General features: G+C 52.9%; 17 protein-coding genes, 1 pseudogene and 1 riboswitch. Of the genes and pseudogenes, 9 read left to right on the forward strand and 9 right to left on the reverse strand.

Annotated elements, in window-relative coordinates; translation table 11 throughout:
- Positions 1–14: 14 nt before the first annotated feature.
- The 4 genes from C7434_RS18435 to C7434_RS18450 are packed head-to-tail and all read left to right on the forward strand — an operon-like array spanning position 15 to position 4,822.
- Positions 15–971 carry an extracellular solute-binding protein gene (locus C7434_RS18435; protein ID WP_133745787.1) on the forward strand — a complete coding sequence of 319 codons (957 nt, stop codon included), beginning with the start codon at positions 15–17 and terminating at the stop codon, positions 969–971.
- A complete protein-coding gene (locus tag C7434_RS18440; protein WP_133745788.1) occupies positions 968–2,974 on the forward strand; it encodes an iron ABC transporter permease in 2,007 nt (668 codons plus the stop codon). The genes C7434_RS18435 and C7434_RS18440 overlap by 4 nt, the downstream gene beginning before the upstream one ends.
- Positions 2,967–4,028, forward strand: coding sequence for an ABC transporter ATP-binding protein (locus C7434_RS18445; protein WP_014606777.1), 1,062 nt, complete (start codon positions 2,967–2,969; stop codon positions 4,026–4,028). The genes C7434_RS18440 and C7434_RS18445 overlap by 8 nt, the downstream gene beginning before the upstream one ends.
- A complete protein-coding gene (locus C7434_RS18450) occupies positions 4,025–4,822 on the forward strand; it encodes an inositol monophosphatase family protein (protein ID WP_133745789.1) in 798 nt (265 codons plus the stop codon). The genes C7434_RS18445 and C7434_RS18450 overlap by 4 nt, the downstream gene beginning before the upstream one ends.
- A gap of 333 nt (positions 4,823–5,155) precedes the next feature.
- Here the strand turns inward: C7434_RS18450 and C7434_RS18455 are convergent, their stop codons facing one another.
- The 5 genes from C7434_RS18455 to C7434_RS18475 form a co-directional block, all read right to left on the reverse strand.
- Entirely contained in the window at positions 5,156–6,793 is a 1,638-nt protein-coding gene (locus tag C7434_RS18455) for a methyl-accepting chemotaxis protein (protein WP_133745790.1), read from the reverse strand.
- A gap of 351 nt (positions 6,794–7,144) precedes the next feature.
- Positions 7,145–7,519: a fluoride efflux transporter CrcB gene (crcB, locus tag C7434_RS18460; RefSeq protein WP_133745791.1), complete on the reverse strand. Its 375-nt coding sequence runs from the start codon at positions 7,517–7,519 to the stop codon at positions 7,145–7,147.
- Positions 7,520–7,589: 70 nt separating this feature from the next.
- Positions 7,590–8,882: a phosphopyruvate hydratase gene (gene eno, locus C7434_RS18465; protein ID WP_133745792.1), complete on the reverse strand. Its 1,293-nt coding sequence runs from the start codon at positions 8,880–8,882 to the stop codon at positions 7,590–7,592.
- Between the two features lie 10 nt (positions 8,883–8,892).
- Complete coding sequence (locus C7434_RS18470) at positions 8,893–9,318, reverse strand: universal stress protein (RefSeq protein WP_133745806.1); 426 nt, start codon at positions 9,316–9,318, stop codon at positions 8,893–8,895.
- Between the two features lie 2 nt (positions 9,319–9,320).
- A complete protein-coding gene (locus tag C7434_RS18475; protein WP_133745793.1) occupies positions 9,321–10,223 on the reverse strand; it encodes a DHHA2 domain-containing protein in 903 nt (300 codons plus the stop codon).
- 70 nt (positions 10,224–10,293) lie between these two features.
- Positions 10,294–10,362: riboswitch (Fluoride riboswitch) on the reverse strand.
- A gap of 267 nt (positions 10,363–10,629) precedes the next feature.
- On the opposite strand from C7434_RS18475, the gene nhaA reads away from it, so the two are divergent.
- Together nhaA and C7434_RS22265 are read left to right on the forward strand one after the other, a co-directional pair.
- A complete protein-coding gene (nhaA, locus tag C7434_RS18480) occupies positions 10,630–11,799 on the forward strand; it encodes a Na+/H+ antiporter NhaA (RefSeq protein WP_133745794.1) in 1,170 nt (389 codons plus the stop codon).
- A pseudogene (locus tag C7434_RS22265) lies at positions 11,798–11,966 on the forward strand (arsenical resistance protein ArsH); the annotation flags it as partial. The gene nhaA and the pseudogene C7434_RS22265, both read left to right, overlap by 2 nt.
- Before the next feature lie 64 nt (positions 11,967–12,030).
- Here C7434_RS22265 and arsC read toward each other — a convergent pair.
- The 3 genes from arsC to C7434_RS18495 form a co-directional block, all read right to left on the reverse strand.
- Entirely contained in the window at positions 12,031–12,459 is a 429-nt protein-coding gene (gene arsC / locus C7434_RS18485) for a glutaredoxin-dependent arsenate reductase (RefSeq protein WP_133745795.1), read from the reverse strand.
- Positions 12,460–12,508: 49 nt separating this feature from the next.
- A complete protein-coding gene (locus C7434_RS18490; RefSeq protein ID WP_133745796.1) occupies positions 12,509–13,792 on the reverse strand; it encodes an arsenic transporter in 1,284 nt (427 codons plus the stop codon).
- Between the two features lie 87 nt (positions 13,793–13,879).
- Entirely contained in the window at positions 13,880–14,233 is a 354-nt protein-coding gene (locus C7434_RS18495) for a metalloregulator ArsR/SmtB family transcription factor (protein WP_133745807.1), read from the reverse strand.
- Positions 14,234–14,627: 394 nt separating this feature from the next.
- Here C7434_RS18495 and C7434_RS18500 point away from each other — a divergent pair, with 394 nt between their 5' ends.
- On the forward strand, positions 14,628–15,974 hold the full coding sequence (locus tag C7434_RS18500) for an MASE1 domain-containing protein (RefSeq protein WP_166649068.1): 1,347 nt from the start codon (positions 14,628–14,630) through the stop codon (positions 15,972–15,974).
- Between the two features lie 29 nt (positions 15,975–16,003).
- Positions 16,004–17,296: an MFS transporter gene (locus C7434_RS18505; RefSeq protein ID WP_133745798.1), complete on the forward strand. Its 1,293-nt coding sequence runs from the start codon at positions 16,004–16,006 to the stop codon at positions 17,294–17,296.
- 50 nt (positions 17,297–17,346) lie between these two features.
- Here the strand turns inward: C7434_RS18505 and C7434_RS18510 are convergent, their stop codons facing one another.
- Entirely contained in the window at positions 17,347–18,483 is a 1,137-nt protein-coding gene (locus C7434_RS18510; protein ID WP_133745799.1) for an MFS transporter, read from the reverse strand.
- An 854-nt stretch (positions 18,484–19,337) separates the two neighbouring features.
- Between C7434_RS18510 and C7434_RS18520 the strand changes: the two genes are divergently transcribed.
- Positions 19,338–20,047, forward strand: a 710-nt coding sequence (locus C7434_RS18520; protein ID WP_133745800.1) for an inositol monophosphatase family protein, incomplete at its 3' end; no start/stop codon positions are given.

Consider the following 20,047-nt stretch of genomic DNA (forward strand, 5'->3'; position numbering starts at 1 on the left):
GGAGTGTGCCGACAATGAGTAAGGTGTTTTATTCCCTGGTCGCGTTGACCGTCAGCGCGTTATTAATGACGGGCACAGCCAGTTCTTCTGAGTTGGTGATTTACACGGCTCACGGTGAAACGACGACATCACCTGTCCTTGAGATGTTTAAAAAAGTGCATCCGGAAATTAACATCACACTGGTCAGAGGCGGTACTGGCGAAGTGGTCGAAAGGCTGCGCGCCGAAGCAGGCAACCCTTCTGCCGATCTCCTGTGGGGCGGCCCCACACAGATTTACGATGAAAATGCGGCTCTGTTCCAGCCTTATGAGAGCAAAACAGACAGTGCAATGGTCACCGCAGATCCACGTCATATCTGGCATCCTTTTACCCTTCTTCTGCAACCCATCATCGTGAGTACGAAGCGTGTTCCTTCAACGGAAATGCCGTCCTCACAGGCCGATATGGTGACAGGAAAATGGCGAAAACAGGGGACATTGATCATTCCCGATCCGGCCCGTTCGGGAACCGGTTATACCCTCATATCGGCGCTTGCCGGACAGTTTGGATGGCCGTTTATCAGCAATCTGGTCAAAGGTGCACGGATCGCAGCAGGCTCCGATGATGCCTTCAACGCCGTCCGTGATGGCGAAGCCGCGGCAGGCTGGATAAACGAAGATTTGGGCGCTAAATGGAAAGCCAACGGACTGCCCGTCAGCATTGTTTATCCCACTGATGCGGTGACCGGTCAGATTGATGCACAGGCTGTCGTTCAGGGCGCTCCTCATCCCAAGCAGGCCAAACTGTTTATCGACTTTCTCGGACAGAAAGACACGCATGAAAAAGTCAGGGATCTCACGATACGTCGTTCAGCCCGCTCAGATGTCGCGCCTCCCGCTGCGCTTCCCGATCTGAGCACGCTCAATATTATCTCGCCACAGGACCCTAAACAGGTTGTCGTTGCACGTTTTCAGGCGGCGTTACCAAAATGAAAGGGCTTCGTGATTCATGGCGCTGGTTCACCGTCCTTATGCTGCTGTTCTGTGGAATAACCATCCTCTGGCCTCAGGCTCGCCTGCTCAGCGCATCATTGCTGAGCGACAGTGGCAAATTTACCCTTGTAAGTCGGGCTGGAGGGCTTGACGCCGTTCCGGAAATGACTCGCGACTATACGCTGAAAACGGATAAGGATGGCGTGACGGTGACAAAACGTGGCGATGAACCACTGCGTTTTGTCGCCTCGGGCACAAATAAAATAGTGATTCACAGTACATTGCCGCTCAGCGTTACCTCTGCAAGCCGCGGAGAAATGCATTTAGGCGTGGGCAGCGACACTTTACTCCTGACTCAGCAAGCGCCGCGAAGCCTTTTCAGTCGAACAGCGGCAAAATCGCTAACGGCTACCTTGCAGCCAGACGGAACAGTCATTCTTGAGCACGCGACGAATGCGTTTATCACAGCAGAAAATCCGACGCTGACCTATACGCTCAGCCATTATTTTGCCTTTATTGCCACCAGTGAAACGCTGCACGCTACCCTGAACAGCCTGATGATTTCCTTTTTTGCCACGACACTCGCCGCGTTAATTGGCGTTTCGCTGGCCTATATGATCGCGCGCTTCAGAATTGCAGGCGCCAACGCGCTTGTTTTCATGGTGACAATGGCATCGGTTTCTCCCCCTTTCCTTGGTGCCTATGCCTGGCGGCTTCTGCTGGGACGCAACGGGATTGTGACGACGTTGCTGGACTTGCAGACGTCAATTGTGGGCATTTATGGGGTCATTTGGGTCATCACCTGGCTGGTTTTTCCGGTTATTTTTCTGCTCAGTTACAGCGCCTTTCGGCAACTGGATGCGTCCCATATTGAGGCAGCTGAGTCTCTGGGCGCATCCCCCTTACGTGCCCGACTGACAGTGGAGATTCCGTTAGCCATGCCGGGAATCGTGACAGGGCTCTATCTGGCCATGATGGCGGCCCTGTCAGACTTCGGCACACCGCGCATCATTGGTCTTGATTTGAATGTCTTACCTGTACTGATCTATAACGCGTTTCTGAGTGAAGCGGGAAGAAACCCTGCACTGGCGGCCACGGGTTCAGTGGTTCTGGTCGCGATTTCCAGCCTTTTTCTCATGATGCAGCAGCTCTATCTTTCGCGACGTGGCTATGCTGCCGTTTCATCACGGCGTCCCGAACAACGCGAACTCTCCCGTGCAGGTCACTGCCTGACCCTTATCCTGAGCGGCTGTGTTCTGCTGCTGGCCTTTGTCCCGCACATCACTGTGCTGGTTACCAGCTTTGTTAAATGGCGTGTGGGCCTGCCAACGCTGACGCCCACGCTGGCTAACTATGTAACCATGTGGCAAAACGGCTTGATGCCCGCGTGGGTGACGCTGTCATTAGGTCTTTCAGGCACGCTGGTTGCCTTTGCCGGGGGACTGGGCGTGGCTTACGTTCTGGTGCGTAAACGCTACACATTCCTTGCGCCTTCGCTTAGCGGTCTTGTCATGTTGCCTTATGTTATTCCCGGAACCGTGCTGGGCATCGGGCTGATCCTGATTTTCAATCAGGCACCTCTGCAGCTCACCGGGACGTGGTTTATTCTGGCGCTGGCTTACGTCGTGCGAAACCTGCCCTTTACCGTTAAAGCGTCTGAAGCCGCACTCCGCCAGGTTCATCCTGCTCTCGACGAAGCCGCCATCAGCTTAGGTGCCAGACCCGCTCGAGTTTTTCTGACCATCACGGCCCCGCTAATGCTGGCCGGGGCACTCACCGGTGCGACGCTGACTTTTTTACATATCGTCACTGAACTGTCTTCGACAATCGTCCTCTATCGTCCGCCCTGGAAGCCCATGACGGCCGTAATCTTTGAAAACACGCTGGTCGATGCCGATTTTGGCATTTCGGCAGCCCAGACGATTTTGCTGATGCTGATTATCTATGTGCCACTTTATGCCGTTGTCCGCTACGGGCAGTCGGAGAGGAACAATTATGTCTGACATTCATCACGACGCAGCATCGCGGCGAGGCTGTGAGGTGACTATCCAGTCTGTGTCAAAACGCTACAGCACGCATCTTGTTCTGGATGATGTCTCAATGACGATCCGACCGGGTGAGTTCTTTACGTTGCTGGGCCCGTCAGGCTGCGGTAAAACGACCTTACTTCGTTCAGTGGCAGGCTTTCATGCGATTAACAGCGGCCACATCTTATTTGACGGCGTCGACGTGTCAACACGCGCCCCCTGGGACAGAAATATCGGTTTTGTCTTCCAGAACTACGCGCTGTGGCCCAATAAAACCATCTTCGATAACGTGGCTTACGGACTTAAGTTACGGAAAATCAGTAGAGAAGACATTCAAAAACGGGTTCGCCTTGCACTGGCTCAGGTGCAGCTTCGCCATGTGGAAGACCGCTATCCGGCTGAAATGAGCGGCGGCATGCAGCAGCGCATCGCAATGGCCCGCGCACTTGTTATCGATCCGCCACTGTTGTTACTGGATGAGCCGATGTCCAACCTTGACGCAAAACTCCGCGTCTCGTTAAGGCAGGAACTGCGTGAATTACAGCAGCGCATCGGTGTGACCGCTATTTATGTCACACACGATCAGGAAGAGGCGTTGGCGCTGTCTGACCGCATTGCCGTGATGAAGGGAGGAAAAGTCGATCAGCTCGCCTGCCCGGAAGCGGTCTATTCCCGTCCCGAAACGCGCTTTGTGGCAGACTTTGTCGGTCAGGCCAACTTTATCGACGGCGTACTGGAAGACCAGGGCTTCAGACCGGATGACGGTCCTTTTTTAAACATCATCGATCCGTCACGCAGAGGACGAGCAACCTTTTTCGTGCGTCCCGAAAGCGTTCACTTTTGTGAGCCGGGCACTGGCGCCTGCGACGTGACCGTCACGGATGTACGTTATATTGGCCGCGCATGGGTTCACACCTTGTCATTCAGCCCCCTGCACAGCCTCTCAGCTGAAGCCAGCGCCCCTCTGCCGCGCGGCAAGCGAGTTGGCATTACGTTTGGCAACCCACGTTTTATGAAGGAGGAGGCATGACAAAAAATGACCTCGACAGACCTCGCCTTCTTCTGGCGGCGAAACGCGCAGCCCGGGCAGGCGGTGCTGAGCTGGTTAAGCGCTTTGGCAGTCTGGAAGACACCGACATCAGTAAGAAAGGCACCGCAGATTATGCTTCTGCCGCCGATCTGGCTGCAGAAAGCATCATCTTTTCGCGTCTTAACGAAGACGCGCCGGGTTTTGGTTTCCTGGGAGAAGAAACGGGGTTTACCCGCGGCCACCATTCGCAATACTGGGTCGTCGACCCGCTGGATGGCACCAGCAATTTTATCTGGGGTATCCCTTACTTTGCGGTCAGCATTGCGCTCTGCGATGACGAGGGGGAAATACTGGGCGTTGTATACGATCCGCTTCGGGAAGAGTGCTTTACCGCCATCAGAGGTCACGGTGCCCGCCTGGATGGTATGCCGCTTCCCGGTTTGACGGCGAAAACACCGGCTGAAGCACTGTGCTCAGTCTCGCTGCCCGTTCCAGGCCAGTTAAAGGTGATTGACCGGGCGGTGCTGTTTAACGGCCTGGCGCGGCTTATGGCTGAAAGCGCAGGCGTCCGGCGACTGGGTTCAGCGGCGCTCGATCTTGCCTATGTCGCGTCAGGCAGACTGGACGCGTTTTTTGAGGACGGGTTGAGTTATTACGATATCGCCGCAGGAAAATTGATTGCCCAGGAAAACGGCATTCAGGTCAGGCAATTTTCTGGCGAAGAAGCCCGTGAAGGTTCGGTGGTAGCCGCGCGTCCTGAACTTTATAGCTGGTTTCACGGAAGCTTTTCATAACCCCCTCTATACGCTATATCTGCATGCAGATATAGCGTACAGGCCAGATGTGTCAGCTCATAACTTTTTAAAACTATATAATCCCACTAACCTCAAGTATGCATGTCAGTGGGATTCGTTTTAACTTCTGACTCGACTTTGACCGGCTTCGCTTATAACGGAATCAGGTATTCTTTGAGGTCCGCTTTGTGCCAAAAGCGGACATTGCTAATATCAGAATGTACTGATATGCGGGGTACTGGCCACCTGCTCTGCTCTCCTGCACCCCCTCCGTCGAACCGGAGAGGGTTCCGTTCTAACTCTTAATCTGCTGAGTGAGCCACAGTGACTTAATCAGAAACGTTTCCAGCCGTCGTCTTCAGTTTCCACGCGGGCTTTAACTGCCGGACTCGCAGTTGGAGCGGAAACATGAACAGCAGCAGGTATGGACTGGCTGCCCAGACTAAACACAGACACGGCCTGCAGCAGCAGGTTAGCTTGTTCTTTAAGGCTGGCAGCAGCTGACGCAGATTCCTCGACGAGTGACGCATTCTGTTGCGTGGTGCTGTCCATTTCAGTCACCGCTATTCCTACCTGCTCAATACCACGAGCCTGCTCAGCACTGGCTGAAGTGATTTCCTCGACCGTATCTGTCAGTCTGCCGACCGCAGACAGAATGCCTTTCATGGTTTCTGAGGCGTTTAACACCAGTTCATTACCTTCACCGACACTGCGTGCGTTGGTCTCTATGAGCTGACGTATCTCGCCGGCAGCCGTTGCACTCCGCTGTGCCAGTGACCTTACTTCACTTGCCACCACCGCAAATCCTCTGCCGTGCTCACCCGCGCGGGCCGCTTCCACCGCCGCATTCAGCGCAAGAATGTTGGTCTGGAATGCAATCCCGTCAATCACGGCGGTGATTTCGGCAATGCGTCCGGAGCTTTCACTGATGAATTTCATGGTGCCGGTGATGGCACCGGTGGCCTCACTGCCTTTGTTCGCTACGTCCCGAACGCTGACAGCAAGCTGACCTGCCTGACGCGCATTGTCAGCATTGTTTTTAACCGTCATCCCGAGTTGCGTCATGGTTGCTGCCGTCTGCTCAAGTGCGCTGGCCTGCTCCTCCGTCCGCTGTGAAAGGTCAGCGTTGCCCTGTGCAATCTGCGTGCTTGCCGATGCCACGCTTTCCGCATTATTTCTGACCAGGCTCACCGTGTTAATCAGTGAGTCCTGCATATCACGGATGGCCAGAAGCAGGCGGCCTGTTTCGTCTTTGTGCTCGGCATGTACTGTTCCACTCAGGTCACCACGTGACACACGTCCCGCGGCCTCAACAGCCTCAAGAAGCGGGCGGGTAATGCTGCGGGTAATGAACCAGGCGGAAACCGCTGCCAGAAGAAGAGCAACCACCCCTGCGGCGGTGAGCATCATAATCGCACCCGAACGGTCTTCACGCGCTTTTTCTGATGCTGATTTCATGCGGCCTTCCTGAAAATTCTGCATTTCTTTCAGCGAAGCCATGTAGTCGCCCTGCGTCTGGTAACGCGGTCCGAAAAGGAGCTGCGTAGCCTCATCGCTTTTCCCCTGCTGAGCGAGGGCAACAACGTCATCAATGAAAGGCAGGAACAGTTCAGCGTTGGTTTTAAGCCGGCTAAAGATGTCTTTCCCTTGTGGTGAGTTAACCTGTTTCCCGATGAGCTCAATAAGGCCGTTTACTTCAGTTCTTTCTTTACGGTAATCACTGATGGCCTTATCCCGTTTTGACTCATCTTTCAGGAGAATGGCATTTCGTGCCAGCCGGCTCATGTCTGAAGTGTAATAGCGTAATGATGATGAGGAAGAGGCTTTGCTGTAAAGACTGCCCGATATTTCATCATTGATCTGGCCGAGTGAGTTCAGCTTAATGATGCCAATCAGCACCATAAAGATGACAAGAAGTGCCATAAAGCCAAACGCGGCTCCGAGACGGATTCCGATTCTGATGTTGTTCATATTTTTCCCAGGACGTAAGTCAGCCGCCGCCCGTCAGGCGAAGCGAAAGCGGATGAGAGAATTATCACCTCAAAACGGGGCGTTATAGACGTAAGGCACTGAAACGCGCAGAGCCTGCAGTGATGTTATCGGCCGCGAGCGGGAAAATTTTAACGGGTTATCGTGACAGTAATGTGCTTTCGGGCCCGCAGTGACAAAGCCTGCTACAGCTGAATTATCCTGAACCTACAAAGCAAAAGCGGCCACAAGACTGAAAGGGCTGGCCACAGACGATTCGGTCCGTATCCGGAGCGTCTGCGGCCAGTAACAGTAACAGTAACAGTAACAGTAACAGTAAAGATTCAGGCTTGCTCAGAACAGTAGCGTGACGAGGTAAAAGCCGGCTGCCGTCATAAGTACCGAGCCGGTCACATGAACAAACACTGACGCCAGTGCCCAGCCGTAGCTCCCCGCCTGGAGCAGGGTAAATATCTCAACTGAGAATGTGGAAAACGTTGTCAGTCCACCGCAGAGGCCGGTAACGATGAGGAGCTTCCAGGCCGGATCGAGATGCGGATGGCGAAGAAAATACGCCACCGCTGCCCCAATGATAAACGCGCCCAGAAGGTTAACGACGAGCGTGCCGAGCGGAAGTGACGGGAAAAAGCTGTTCAGCTTTATGCCAAAAAACCAGCGGATGACACACCCTACCGCACCACCGACCATAATTGCTAACAGCTGACTCACTGCATCACTCCTTTTCTCTGGTTAAAATAAACACGGAAATACAACGGATGCCCGCTCTGACAGGCTCATTTTATTTACGGCGTACAAAAGCGTTAATACCCGCATAACGCGCCTCAGCCCCCAGTTCCTGCTCGATGCGCATCAGCTGATTGTACTTTTCGATGCGCTCTCCCCGACAGGGCGCCCCGGTTTTCAGATGACCGGCCCGCAGGGCCACCGTCATATCCGCGATGAAGGTATCCATGGTTTCACCACTGCGGTGGGATATAAATGCTCCCCATCCGTTTTCGTGACACAGAGATACGGCATCGAACGTCTCGCTCAGCGTGCCAATCTGATTGAGCTTAATGAGCGCTGCACTGGCAAGGTCTTCCCGGATGCCGCGCTCGATGTATTTTACGTTGGTGACAAAAATGTCATCGCCGACCAGCTCAACGCGGTTGCCGAGGGCCTGATGCAGGTGTTTCCACCCACTCCAGTCGTCCTCCGCCAGGCCGTCTTCCAGCAGGATGACCGGAAAGTCGTCCAGCAGTGTGCGGTAATAATCCGTCATCTCCTCAGCGCTCAGCGAGGCTGATTCCGTACGGAGATGGTAGCGACCGTCACGGTAAAACTCACTTGAGGCCGGATCCATGCAGATACTGATGTCTTCTCCCGGACGATACCCCGCCATCTCAATGGCCTGGACGATGTACTCAAGCGGTTCGCGGTTTGAATGCACAGGTGGCGCAAAGCCGCCTTCATCCCCGACCCCTGCTGACAGGCTCTTTGACAGCAGCAGCTGGCGCAGCGCCTGACAGACCTCGCTGCCCTGACGAACGGCCTCGGTCAGTGAGGCCGCACCGTGCGGGGCTATCATAAACTCCTGAAAGTCGGCCCCCTGGCCGCGGGCGTGCACGCCACCGTTAATGATGTTCATGCAGGGGACCGGCAGCAGGTTTGCACGCAGCCCACCCAGATAGCGGTACAGCGGCTGACAGGAAACGTCTGAGGCCAGCCGGGCCACGGCAAGGGACACGCCGAGTAAGGCATTGGCCCCCAGCCGGCCTTTATTATCAGTGTCGTCGAGAGCCCTCATTGCGTCATCAACAGTTCGCTGCTCACGGATGTCCATCCCCGAAATCACCGGTGATATGTTCTGATGCACAGCATTGACCGCATGAAGTACGCCCTTTCCACCATAACGGTGCGTATCACCGTCCCGTCGCTCATGCGCTTCGCGCGAGCCGGTGCTGGCACCTGAAGGCACCGATGCCCTTGCACGGCTGCCGTCTGCGGTGAATGCCTCAACCTCGACAGTAGGGTTCCCGCGTGAATCCAGGATTTCCCGGGCAGTGACTTTATCAAGAACAAAACTTTTCATGTTCATCTCCTTACTGAGGCAGGTGCGTGACAAGCACGTCGGTGTTCAGGTGGTTGACATACTCCAGAGAACCCGACGTCAGCTGGCCCATAAAGCGGTTGCGGTGACCAGCAATCACGAGGTCTATGCCGAGCTCAGCAATGCATTTTTCGACATCTTCAAACCGGTGCATTGTTACCAGCTCACGCGTTTCAACGTTCTCAGGCATTGATGCAGCCAGTGCATTCAGCATCGCCTTCCCACGGATGACCGCCTCTGCAACGACGTCATCCATCAGGCTGTCGGAGACGTAATTCATCATCCGGTAGTCATCGCTGACGTGGGCGAGCGTGATTTGAATACCCGCCTGGCTGGCGAGCCCAGCCGCAGTGTTTACCAGCACCTCACCGTCCTCCCGGCCGTGAACGAGCACAAGCGCATGCGTATAACGTTTCATCATTACTCCTGACATTCATTGAGTTGAGTTTCCAGCCACGGCAGAAGCTGTTTTTTTCTGCTGAGCATACCCGGAACAGAGCAGGCGCCCGTCTGGCTGAGCGCCGGCCCTGCAAAATAGAGCGTGGAATAATTGTCTGTGATATTCGTCAGCATCAGCACCACCAGTCCCGCCCCGGTCTGACCGGCAAGCCATGAAAGCGATGCCCGCAGAGGCTCAGTCAGTGCGCTGAGCTGCGACCTGTCCATGACCTCGACCTGCGAGATGCGCACGTCCGTACCTGCGATGATGAATCCCTTGAGGTCTTTGTCTATCAGGGTCTGCGGTGAGAGGCCGCCGGTATCGGCTTTGGCCGAGAGAAGGCGGCGGGCGAAAGATTTGCGGTCCACACCTGACCTGACACAGAGCTGGGTCACCGTGCGAATATCGTCTTCCGTGGTGGTGGGTGAGCGCAGATTGACGGTATCGCTGAGTACGGCGCCCAGCAGTAACACGCTGAATGCAGGTGGAAGACTGTTGCGTTCGGCCTCGCTCATGAGCAGCCAGAGGACCGTGGCGCTGCTGCCAACGGGCTTTATCCAGACTTCCGGCGGCAGGCGCGTGGCCAGACCGCACAGACGGTGGTGGTCGACGATCCCCGTCACGTTGCAGTGACACAGCCAGTCCGGCCCCTGTGCTGGCTCGGTAAAGTCGACCAGCCATACCTCAGTGCCCTCTGCCCTGGGCGGTGACAGAGCAGGCAGCGGAAGGCCTGCTTCACAAAAGATAAAACAGGTCTCGCGGTTTGCTTCGCCCAGCCGCCAGGCACAGGCTTCCCGGTGGGTGGCATTAAGCCAGTGCGCCGTCACCACCGCAGTGCAGATGGCATCGCTGTCAGGATTGATGTGACCAAAAACGTTTATCATGTGCTTCTCCCCGGAAAGGGAGGTATGAGAGGCAAAACTGGAATGCGGCCTGACATACCCCGGTTAAAGAGTTATATCAGGCGTCATCAGCCCACAAAGGGGCGGTTGGGAAAGGTGGAACGCCATCACCTTTAATCTCATCTTAGAACAACGATTTGGAAAAGTCAGCAGGCTGACCAACTTCTTTGCAAGTGTGTTTTTGCTAAGACCTGAGCCGGTGTTTACCGGACTTTACCCCTGATGCAAAAGAAGTGGGCGCAAGGCGTGATAAAATAGCAATCTATCAACGGCTTCCGGTAGCAGACCTGCGTCGGAAATTTCATAATCTCAACAAAACGTTTGTGAATAATCGCTTTATGAATATCTGCCATGAAGTTTTCTGTTCACGACCATTCAGGGAGGCAGAATGCCGCAGTCAATGAATCAAGGTAAAAAAAATGTCCCGGGGATTGTCAGTGAGTTTATCAGCTCGCCGGCTGCAGGCGGCATTATTCTCATTCTTGCATCCGCAGCGGCTGTCACTGTAGCTAACTCACCCCTGCGTGGAGGATATGAAGCCGCACTGAAACTCAACGCAGCCGGGCTGTCTGTCGAACACTGGGTGAACGACGGCCTGATGGCCATTTTTTTTCTCTTTGTCGGTCTGGAAATAAAGCGGGAACTTCTTGCAGGTCAACTGGCCACCTGGAGCCAGCGCGCCTTACCGGGTTTTGCCGCGCTGGGCGGACTGGCCTTGCCCGCTCTGATATATGCCGGCTTTAATAGCGGCAACGAGGAAACGCTTCGCGGATGGGCCATACCGGCTGCAACGGATATTGCGTTTGCGCTCGGGGTTCTGACGTTACTGGGCAAACGGGTTCCGGCATCACTGAAGATTTTTCTTTCTGCACTGGCCATTCTTGATGACATGGGTGCCGTGGCAATTATTGCCATATTTTATACCAGCCATATCTCTCTCATAATGCTGGGCGGTACGGCAGTGACTGCACTGTTGATGTTTATGATGAACAGATGTGGCGTAAAAAGTCTGGTTCCTTATCTTCTGGCAGGCTTCGTGATGTGGTTTTTTATGCTGCAGTCGGGAGTCCATGCCACTGTAGCCGGTATACTGATGGCGCTTTTTATCCCACTGAGAACGGGCAGTAACCATGAATCACCGCTGGAGCGGCTTGAGCATGGTCTGGAACCCTGGGTGGTTTTTCTCATTCTCCCTGTGTTTGGCTTTGCCAATGCTGGCGTGTCATTTGTAGGCCTGACCACTGACGACCTCCTGTCCCCCGTTCCCGTTGGTGTCGCTGCAGGGCTTTTTTTTGGCAAGCAGGCAGGTGTGTTCGGCCTTTCACTACTTGCCATCAGTACAGGGCTGGCTAAAAAACCGGAAAAAAGCTCGTGGCTGCAAATATACGGCGTATCTGTTCTGTGCGGGATTGGATTCACCATGAGCCTTTTCATCGGCAATCTTGCTTTTACAGGAAGTCCGCTGCTTGTTGATGAAGTAAAAGTCGGCGTACTTGCTGGCTCCATAGTCTCAGCAGCAGCAGGGGCGCTAATACTTTTGCTTAAGCGTCAGCAGTAAACTGAAACCAGCTGCATGAAGCTCTGGCGCATTGTCGGTGTGACAGAGAAACTAACGAAGTTCACTCTGTTAACGCGCGGGCACAGTGGCTATCTGACAGATCACTACAGCGAAAGGAAGAAAGTGCCATGGAGCTGTCTGAGCGTATTAATCAGTGCAGTATATAAAAAAAGCCGGCATCTGCCGGCTTCTGTTTTTGCGTCTCTCTTCCTGTCAGCAGCACGCTGAAATTCAGTGGCTGATCCGGTTTCCATGTTCATCAATAACTTTTTCGCCGTCCTCTTTTGTAAATGCTCCCTTCTGCGGGTCAGGCAGAATGTCCAGAACCGCTTCAGACGGACGGCAGAGCCTTGTGCCGAGCGGCGTTACGACCACCGGGCGGTTTATGAGGATGGGGTGAGTCAGCATCGCATTCAGCAGTTCATCATCGCTGAACCGGTCTGCTGCCAGCCCAAGCTGCTCATACGGATCTGTATTTTTACGCAGCAGCGTGCGTGCGCTGATACCCATATCAGCTATCAGCTTTTTAAGCTCGTCGCGGGATGGTGGTGTCTCCAGATATAAAATCACTGCTGGATCCACGCCACTGTTGCGGATAAGCGCCAGAGTATTACGGGACGTTCCGCAGGCCGGGTTGTGGTAAATAGTGATATCAGTCATAAACGCTACTCTGTTACGGAGCTGCGCAGACGCAGGCCCGGGGTTAAGGTTATACAGACAGGCGCAGGGCCAGCGCGGCCAGCGTCACAAACAACACCGGCAGGGTCATCGCAATGCCCACCCGGAAGTAGTAGCCCCAGCTGACAGTAATGTTTTTCTGCGACAGCACGTGCAGCCACAGCAAAGTAGCCAGACTGCCGATGGGTGTGATTTTCGGGCCGAGATCGCAGCCGATGATGTTGGCGTAAATCATTGCCTCCTTCACCGCGCCCTGAGCCGTGCTGCCATCAATGGACAGGGCACCGACCAGGACGGTGGGCATGTTGTTCATCACCGATGACAGAAAGGCCGTCAGAACACCGGTGCCAAGCGTGGCGCCCCAGACTCCATGCTCGGCAAACCGGTTCAGGATGGCTGAGAGGTAATCCGTCAGTCCGGCGTTGCGCAGTCCGTACACCACGAGATACATCCCGAGCGAGAAAATGACGATCTGCCAGGGTGCGCCTTTCAGCACTTTACGGGTGTCAATTACGTGCCCTTTCCGGGCAACAAGCCACAGAATAAATGCCGCCACCGCTGCCACCAGACTGACCGGAACGCCGAGCGGTTCCAGGGCAAAAAAACCTGCCAGCAGCAGGAGCAGGACCAGCCATCCGGCTTTAAAGGTTCGCATGTCACGAATGGCTTCCCGTGGCACCTTTAGTTTCACCAAATCATAAGTGACCGGGAGGTCTTTACGGAAAAAGAGGTGAAGCATAACCAGCGTGGCCGCCACGGACGCGATATTTACCGGCACCATGACAGACGCATATTTGCTGAACCCCAGCCTAAAAAAGTCCGCCGTCACGATGTTTACCAAGTTCGATACGATGAGCGGCAGGCTGGATGTGTCCGCGATGAAGCCTGCCCCCATCACAAACGCCAGCGTGGCACCGCGACTGAAGCCCAGTGCCAGCAGCATGGCAATCACGATGGGCGTCAGGATAAGTGCCGCCCCGTCGTTGGCGAACAGCGCCGCCACGGCGGCGCCCAGCAGAATAATATACGTGAACAGCAGTCGGCCTTTACCGCCTCCCCAGCGGGAAACGTGCAAAGCCGCCCACTCGAAAAAACCGGCTTCATCGAGCAGTAGACTGATGATAATAACCGCAATAAACGTGGCCGTGGCGTTCCAGACTATCTGCCACACGACCGGAATATCAGCAATTTGTACGACACCTGTCATCATCGCAATCGCGGCCCCTGAAACCGCACTCCAGCCAATGCTGAGCTTACCCGGTTGCCAGATAATCATTATCAGCGTCAGGACGAATATAGCGCCTGCCAGAATCATACTGCCTCCTTTAAACATAGAGCCTGAAGCTGGGCAAAAAGCAGCTCTGACTACAGGTATGAAAAATCGTATATGTCTGGATAAATTTTAAATGCACACAGGTTTGCCGTTGGTGGTCGCGTTATTCCTTTCAGCCTGCTGGCTGAGTTGCATAATGTCATCGCGCTGACAGAGGTAAGCCTGCTCAATCACAGCAGCAGCCCATGCAGGCATGTGTGGTGACAACCGATAAAAAATCCACTTGCCGTCACGCCTGTCGATAAGCAGGCCGGCGTCTCTGAGCAACGCCAGATGCCGGGAAATTTTAGGCTGACTTTCTTTCAGTATGGAAGTGAGTTCACAGACGCAAAGCTCTCCTTTTTCGCGCAACAGCAGCACCAGACAGAGTCGTGTTTCATCAGAGAGATTTTTGAAAAGCTGAAGAGGCGGAAACTGAGGCATGATGACTCCTAGGTACGGAATTGAAGATATTCTGACTGCCTGCGATTTTTGAGTCAATAACACATTCGTTAATTCATATGTGTTTATCAAGACTTGGCTCATTTTATGACAATTCGTTCTCGGTATGCCTGCACAGGTAAACCAGAAGAATGCAATCAATGTTCAAACACACAATTTCCGCTTTGTGTCAGAAGCGGGCATTGCTAACACCGGGATGTGTTAATCTGTGGGAAGCAGGTCAGAGCCACTTAAAACCGAAATTGTGGGCTTAATATAGCCTTTTAATTCGCACAAGCATGCTAATGTTCTATTAATCATATATGTCTTATCAACTAATAAAATGTACGTTTGATAATGTTAAAAGAGTTCCTCACATTGGTTAATGAAGATAGCTTTGCTAAAATTTAATACAACAGCTATTCTCGCAAGCCAGCCACTAAGAGAACGAGTGTTCACTCAGGATTTATATAATTTTATGTCAAAATTTGTCCCAGCAGAAATTTCCAACTTTATAGTAATTACGATATGGGCGGTCGTTTATTACCTGTCTGGGGTGCTGTCGCTGCGATTTGACGATCCTCAGTTGCACATATCTGTCGTATGGTTTCCTGCTGGCGTCGCCACTGCGGCGTTTTTAAATTCGCGCTGGCGACTATGGCCAGCGCTGTGTGTTTTGTTTGTTGTGCTTGATGTGATTCTGGACAAACCTTCGTTCAGCAGGCTGCCGACCGAGACGTTTTACGCCATTCTTGATCTGCCTTCTTCGCTGATAATTGCGTGGATAGTGAAACGTTTTTCCCGGCCCGGTGATGATTTAAATATTATTATGTTGTGGTTCGCCTCAACCATTATCATCAGCTTTCTGGATGCCGTGCTTTTCGGTATCGGACTCTCATTAGCAGGAAAAAACAGCTTCTCCGATCTGTTCTGGACCGGTTTTATTGCCGATATGACCGGCATTTTCCTCGCCACCACCATTATTATGGGCTTTGCTAACAGCCGCCTTACCACAGCCGTTCAGATTTCCATCAAAACACTTCTGTCAGGCTTAACGCTGCTTGCCGCGCTTGTGGCACTGTCTTTGTGGATATTCAGTGGCGGTGTTAAAGAATTTAGTATCGCTAATACGATCACCCACGATGAAAGCCTGATTTTCGCTTTCAGTTGCCTCCCGATTATTCTTGCCGCTTTTTTAACGCTCTTCTGGGGTAATCGTGGCGGATCGATAGCGTTATTAACGTTGTCAGGTTGCGTTATCTATTATGCCGATAAGGGCGTGGGGCCGTTCTTTCTCAAGGGATTACATACCGGTGAACCCCTGCTCCTTGTGCAGTGCTATTTAAGCGCCAGTGCGTTGCTGCTGGTTTTTTTACGGGTGGTGACGCGAAATATTTACCGCTTCAATTCAGAAACCGACGCACGACTCAATTTACAGGCCATTTACCAGCTAAACCTCACAGAGGGCACGCTCTGCTGGGAAAACCTTTCTGGTGAACTTGCTGCGCTTCCTCGCGAGATCCTTGAAAAGAAAGAGGCAATACTGGCGCAATTGCATCCAGAGGATAAACAGCGCCTCGCCGGACACTGGCAGGCCATTCCACGTCAGCAAACGCTTCCTGCGATTCAATTCAGATTGCAATACGGAAATGGGCAATGGCTGCACGTTACTGATAACGGAGCCCTGATGTTCGAGCGTCAGGGATCGCTGTTCATACTGGGTAACTGGTCGGTTTCCACCTGACTTTTCAGCGCATTTAGGAGAGGGATAGATTGATACAGATAGCCATGTTGCTACTGGGTACGGCATATATTAAGCGAAATGCCCGATACCTTTCGGTTGCCGCAACACTGTGGTTTATCACAGGTATATTACTTTTCATCGATGGTCTTGACCTTCACTCCTACTTCCCATTACAGATCTTTGGCTATATTCTGCTGCTGGAAAGCATGCTTACACTTTGTGTTGCGACCAGCGCTGTCGGAACAAAAAAGAGCATTCTTTTTTTCAAAGGCGGCATATTTTTATTCGTATCACTGATTATCATCGTTAATCAGGAATACAGTAATGTCCTGCTGGCTGTCATTTTTGGTTTTACTTTTTTTATCATCGGCTTCTTCACCAGCTTTTCCTCTTTTATTGTGCGCTTTCCCCGCTGGAAGCTGACGCTTGTTTATGGCCTGGGATTAATTTCCTTTTCATTCTTCCTGCTCAGTCACCATGATGCGACCGTATCATTCTTTATTGGTTTTCAGATGGTCACCAGTGGGTTAAGTACCCTTGGCATCGCCAGGAAGGCGATGCGGATGAAAAGAGGTACGTCTATTTTTCAGCTGATTCAACCCGGCGACGTACTGCTGAGTAGCTCCCCTTTAATCCAGGAACAAGAACTGACCGCCCCCCATCCGGTGCCGACGTCTGCTGCAGCGCGCGCACTGATTGTGCACGTATGGACGCCTGAAGAAACCACCGAAGCCAGGCCTGTTTCGCGCCCTGTCATTAACCGTTATATCGCCGCCGTGGACGAAAATGGTGTTATCTCAACCGGCCACGCGGCGCTTGAAGTGGCTGATTATCTCTACATCAGCCTTTATCCTGCCGAGGAGATTGATCGATCCCCTTCGGAGTTTTTGCGCACGCTTAAGGCCACCCGAGATAATGATGTGGCAGGGCGCTTTCTGCCAGACTACGCCACAGAATCCTCAGAATGGTGTCATTCTGTACGTCAAATCGAGTTTAAAAAATTCAGCCTGCGGAAACTGAATCACTTCTGGGAATCTTATCGCCGCAATAACACCTACAACCTGACTTATCGTAACTGCTCAAGTAGTGTTGCCTATGCTCTTGAAGCCGCCCTGGATGGTGCGCTGGCACATGAGCGAAAACTGAGCGACCTGCTGGTGCCGGAGCTATGGATCGCTGCACAGGTGCGTAAACGCGCACAGATTATGGCCTGGACGCCTGGCCTGGTAATGGATTACAGCCGGGCATTGAATGCGCTGGTGCATCCCGTTCCTCGTCCCTGGTATCACCGTCTGCCCTGGCGCCGTGCCATAGAAAAATAACCTGCCAGCCCTATCCGCAAACCGTTCAGGACAAAGGCTGTAACGGCTTATCAGGCTCGTCCGGGGCCATGAATACGCAGATCCACTGCGGCCATCAAACAGAAGAGGCCGCAAAGCGCGCCGACCATCAGCGGCAAGCCATTCTGCGTTGCTGACATGGCAAGGCCACACAGCAACGGCCCCAGTAGAGCCCCTGCGCCCCATGCTACCGAGGCGGCGGCATATACGCCTGCGAGCTCTGCTCCACTGAATGTCGTGCCTGCCCAGGTTATTGCGACGGTATAGATCCCCACGAACAGCCCACCCCACACAAAGAGGATCAGATAAGCCGCAACCGGCCAGGATAACAACCATGGCCAGATGGCCGCTCCCACCGTGGACAACAGCGCCAGTATGACGATGAGTCTTCGGCGGTCAACGCTGTCAGCAATCATGCCAACCAAAGGCTGTAAGAGAATGGCACCCAACATCAGAACCGAAATTAATCCAACGGCATGTTGTCGATTCCAGCCATGGGACTCGGCATAAAGCGGTAAAAAATTAAGCCCGGCCACTTCGACGGCAGCATTTAACCCCGTGGCAACGATCATTAAAAAGGCGAGACGGATGCTTTTCAGAAAGCCAATAGCGTGGCTGGTTGACGAGTGATGCTGCGCTATGCCCAGCAGCTTAACCAGCACCAACGCCAGGAGAACAATGGCCGTGCCGATAAAGAAAGGAAAATTGCTCTGGCTTGCGCTAAGGGTAAGTATTAACGGGCCACAGGCAAACCCTGTTGAGATGCCGGCGGTGTACCATGCCATTGTTCTTGCCCTTGCCTGCTCAACGGTCGCGTCATTGATCCAGGTTTCTGTGAGTACCATTATAATCTCACTGAAAATGCCCAAAGCAAACCGAAGTCCGAACCAGTAAAAAAAAGGCAAAAAGGTAAAAAGCAACATAATGACGGCCACAGCAGCAAGCGAAGTACCCAACAGCAGCCTTGGACGGAGGCGCTGAAAGAGTCGAGGTATAAATGGTGCGACAGCAAAAACGCCAATCGCCTGCATCGCGGCATTGAGCCCTATATAGCTTTCGCTGAAACCATTATCCTGTAATCGAGTTGCGATCAATGGTGCGCTAAGTCCGTAAGTCAGGCCAAAGATTGCCACACAAATAATGACAGAAATGAGATCTTTTTTGTTCATTATGCTCCAGTTCCCTAAAAAAATCGCCCATCTAATATTCCTATGTTTTTTGGGAAAAACAGTTCAATCAATCAAACATGTAACCTTTAGTCAAAAGGTTAGACAAAAAATCAAAATTAAAACATCTGAATTATGTAATTCTCATCAATTTATAAAAAAAAAATTGAAAACACAATATAAAAAAAGACCTATCTCGTTTTTGTATAGAATGAAAAAAAGATAAGATCTTTATTGATAAAAATCTTAAAAAACTTTTAAAAAATTATACTCGTCGAAAATAAAATCTATGTCATTTGTTGTTACTGGATGAGCCGATGTCCAACCTTGACGCAAAACTCCGCGTCTCGTTAAGGCAGGAACTGCGCGAATTACAGCAGCGCATCGGTGTGACCGCTATTTATGTCACACACGATCAGGAAGAGGCGTTGGCGCTGTCTGACCGCATTGCCGTAATGAGGGGGGAAAGTCGATCAACTCGCCTGCCCGGAAGCGGTCTATTCCCGTCCCGAAACGCGCTTTGTGGCAGACTTTGTCGCTCAGGCCAACTTTATCGACGGCGTGCTGTAAGACCAGGGCTTCAGACCGGATGAAGGTCCTTTTTTAAACATCATCGTTCCGTCACGAAGAGGACGAGCAACCTTTTTCGTGCGCCCCGAAAGCGTTCACTTTTGTGAGCCGGGCACTGGCGCCTGCGACGTGACCGTCACGGATATACGTTACATTGGCCGCGCATGGGTTCACATCTTGTCATTCAGCCCCAAGCACAGCCTCTCGGCTGAAGCCAGCGCCCCTCTGCCGCGCGGCAAGCGTGTAGGCATTACGTTTGATAACCCACGTTTTATGAAGGAGGAGACATGACAAAAAATGACCTCGACAGACCTCGCCTTCTTCTGGCGGCGAAGCGCACAGCCCGGGCAGGCGGTGCTGAGCTGATTAAGCGCTTTGGCAGCCTGGAAGACACCGACATCTGTAAGAAAGGCACCGCAGATTATGCTTCTGCCGCCGATCTGGCTGCAGAAAGCATCATCTTTTCGCGTCTTAACGAAGACGCGCCGGGTTTTGGTTTCCTGGGAGAAGAAACGGGGTTTACCCGCGGCCATCATTCGCAATACTGGGTCATCGACCCGCTGGATGGCACCAGCAATTTTATCTGGGGTATCCCTTACTTTGCGGTCAGTATTGCGCTCTGCGATGACGAGGGGGAAATACTGGGCGTTGTATACGATCCGCTTCGGGAAGAGTGCTTTACCGCCATCAGAGGTCAAGGTGCCCGCCTGGATGGTCTGCCGCTTCCGGATTTGACGGCGAAAACACCGGCTGAAGCACTGTGCTCGGTCTCGCTGCCTGTTCCTGGCCAGTTAAAGGTAATTGACCAGACGGTACTTTTTAACGGCCTGGCGCGGCTTATGGCTGAAAGCGCAGGCGTCCGGCGACTGGGTTCGGCGGCGCTCGATCTTGCCTATGTCGCATCAGGCAGACTGGACGCGTTTTTTGAGGACGGGTTGAGTTATTACGATATCGCCGCAGGAAAATTGATTGCCCAGGAAAACGGCATTCAGGTCAG

The organism is Pantoea sp. PNA 14-12 (assembly GCF_004364735.1).
In the GTDB taxonomy this organism is placed as follows: Bacteria; Pseudomonadota; Gammaproteobacteria; order Enterobacterales; family Enterobacteriaceae; genus Pantoea; species Pantoea stewartii.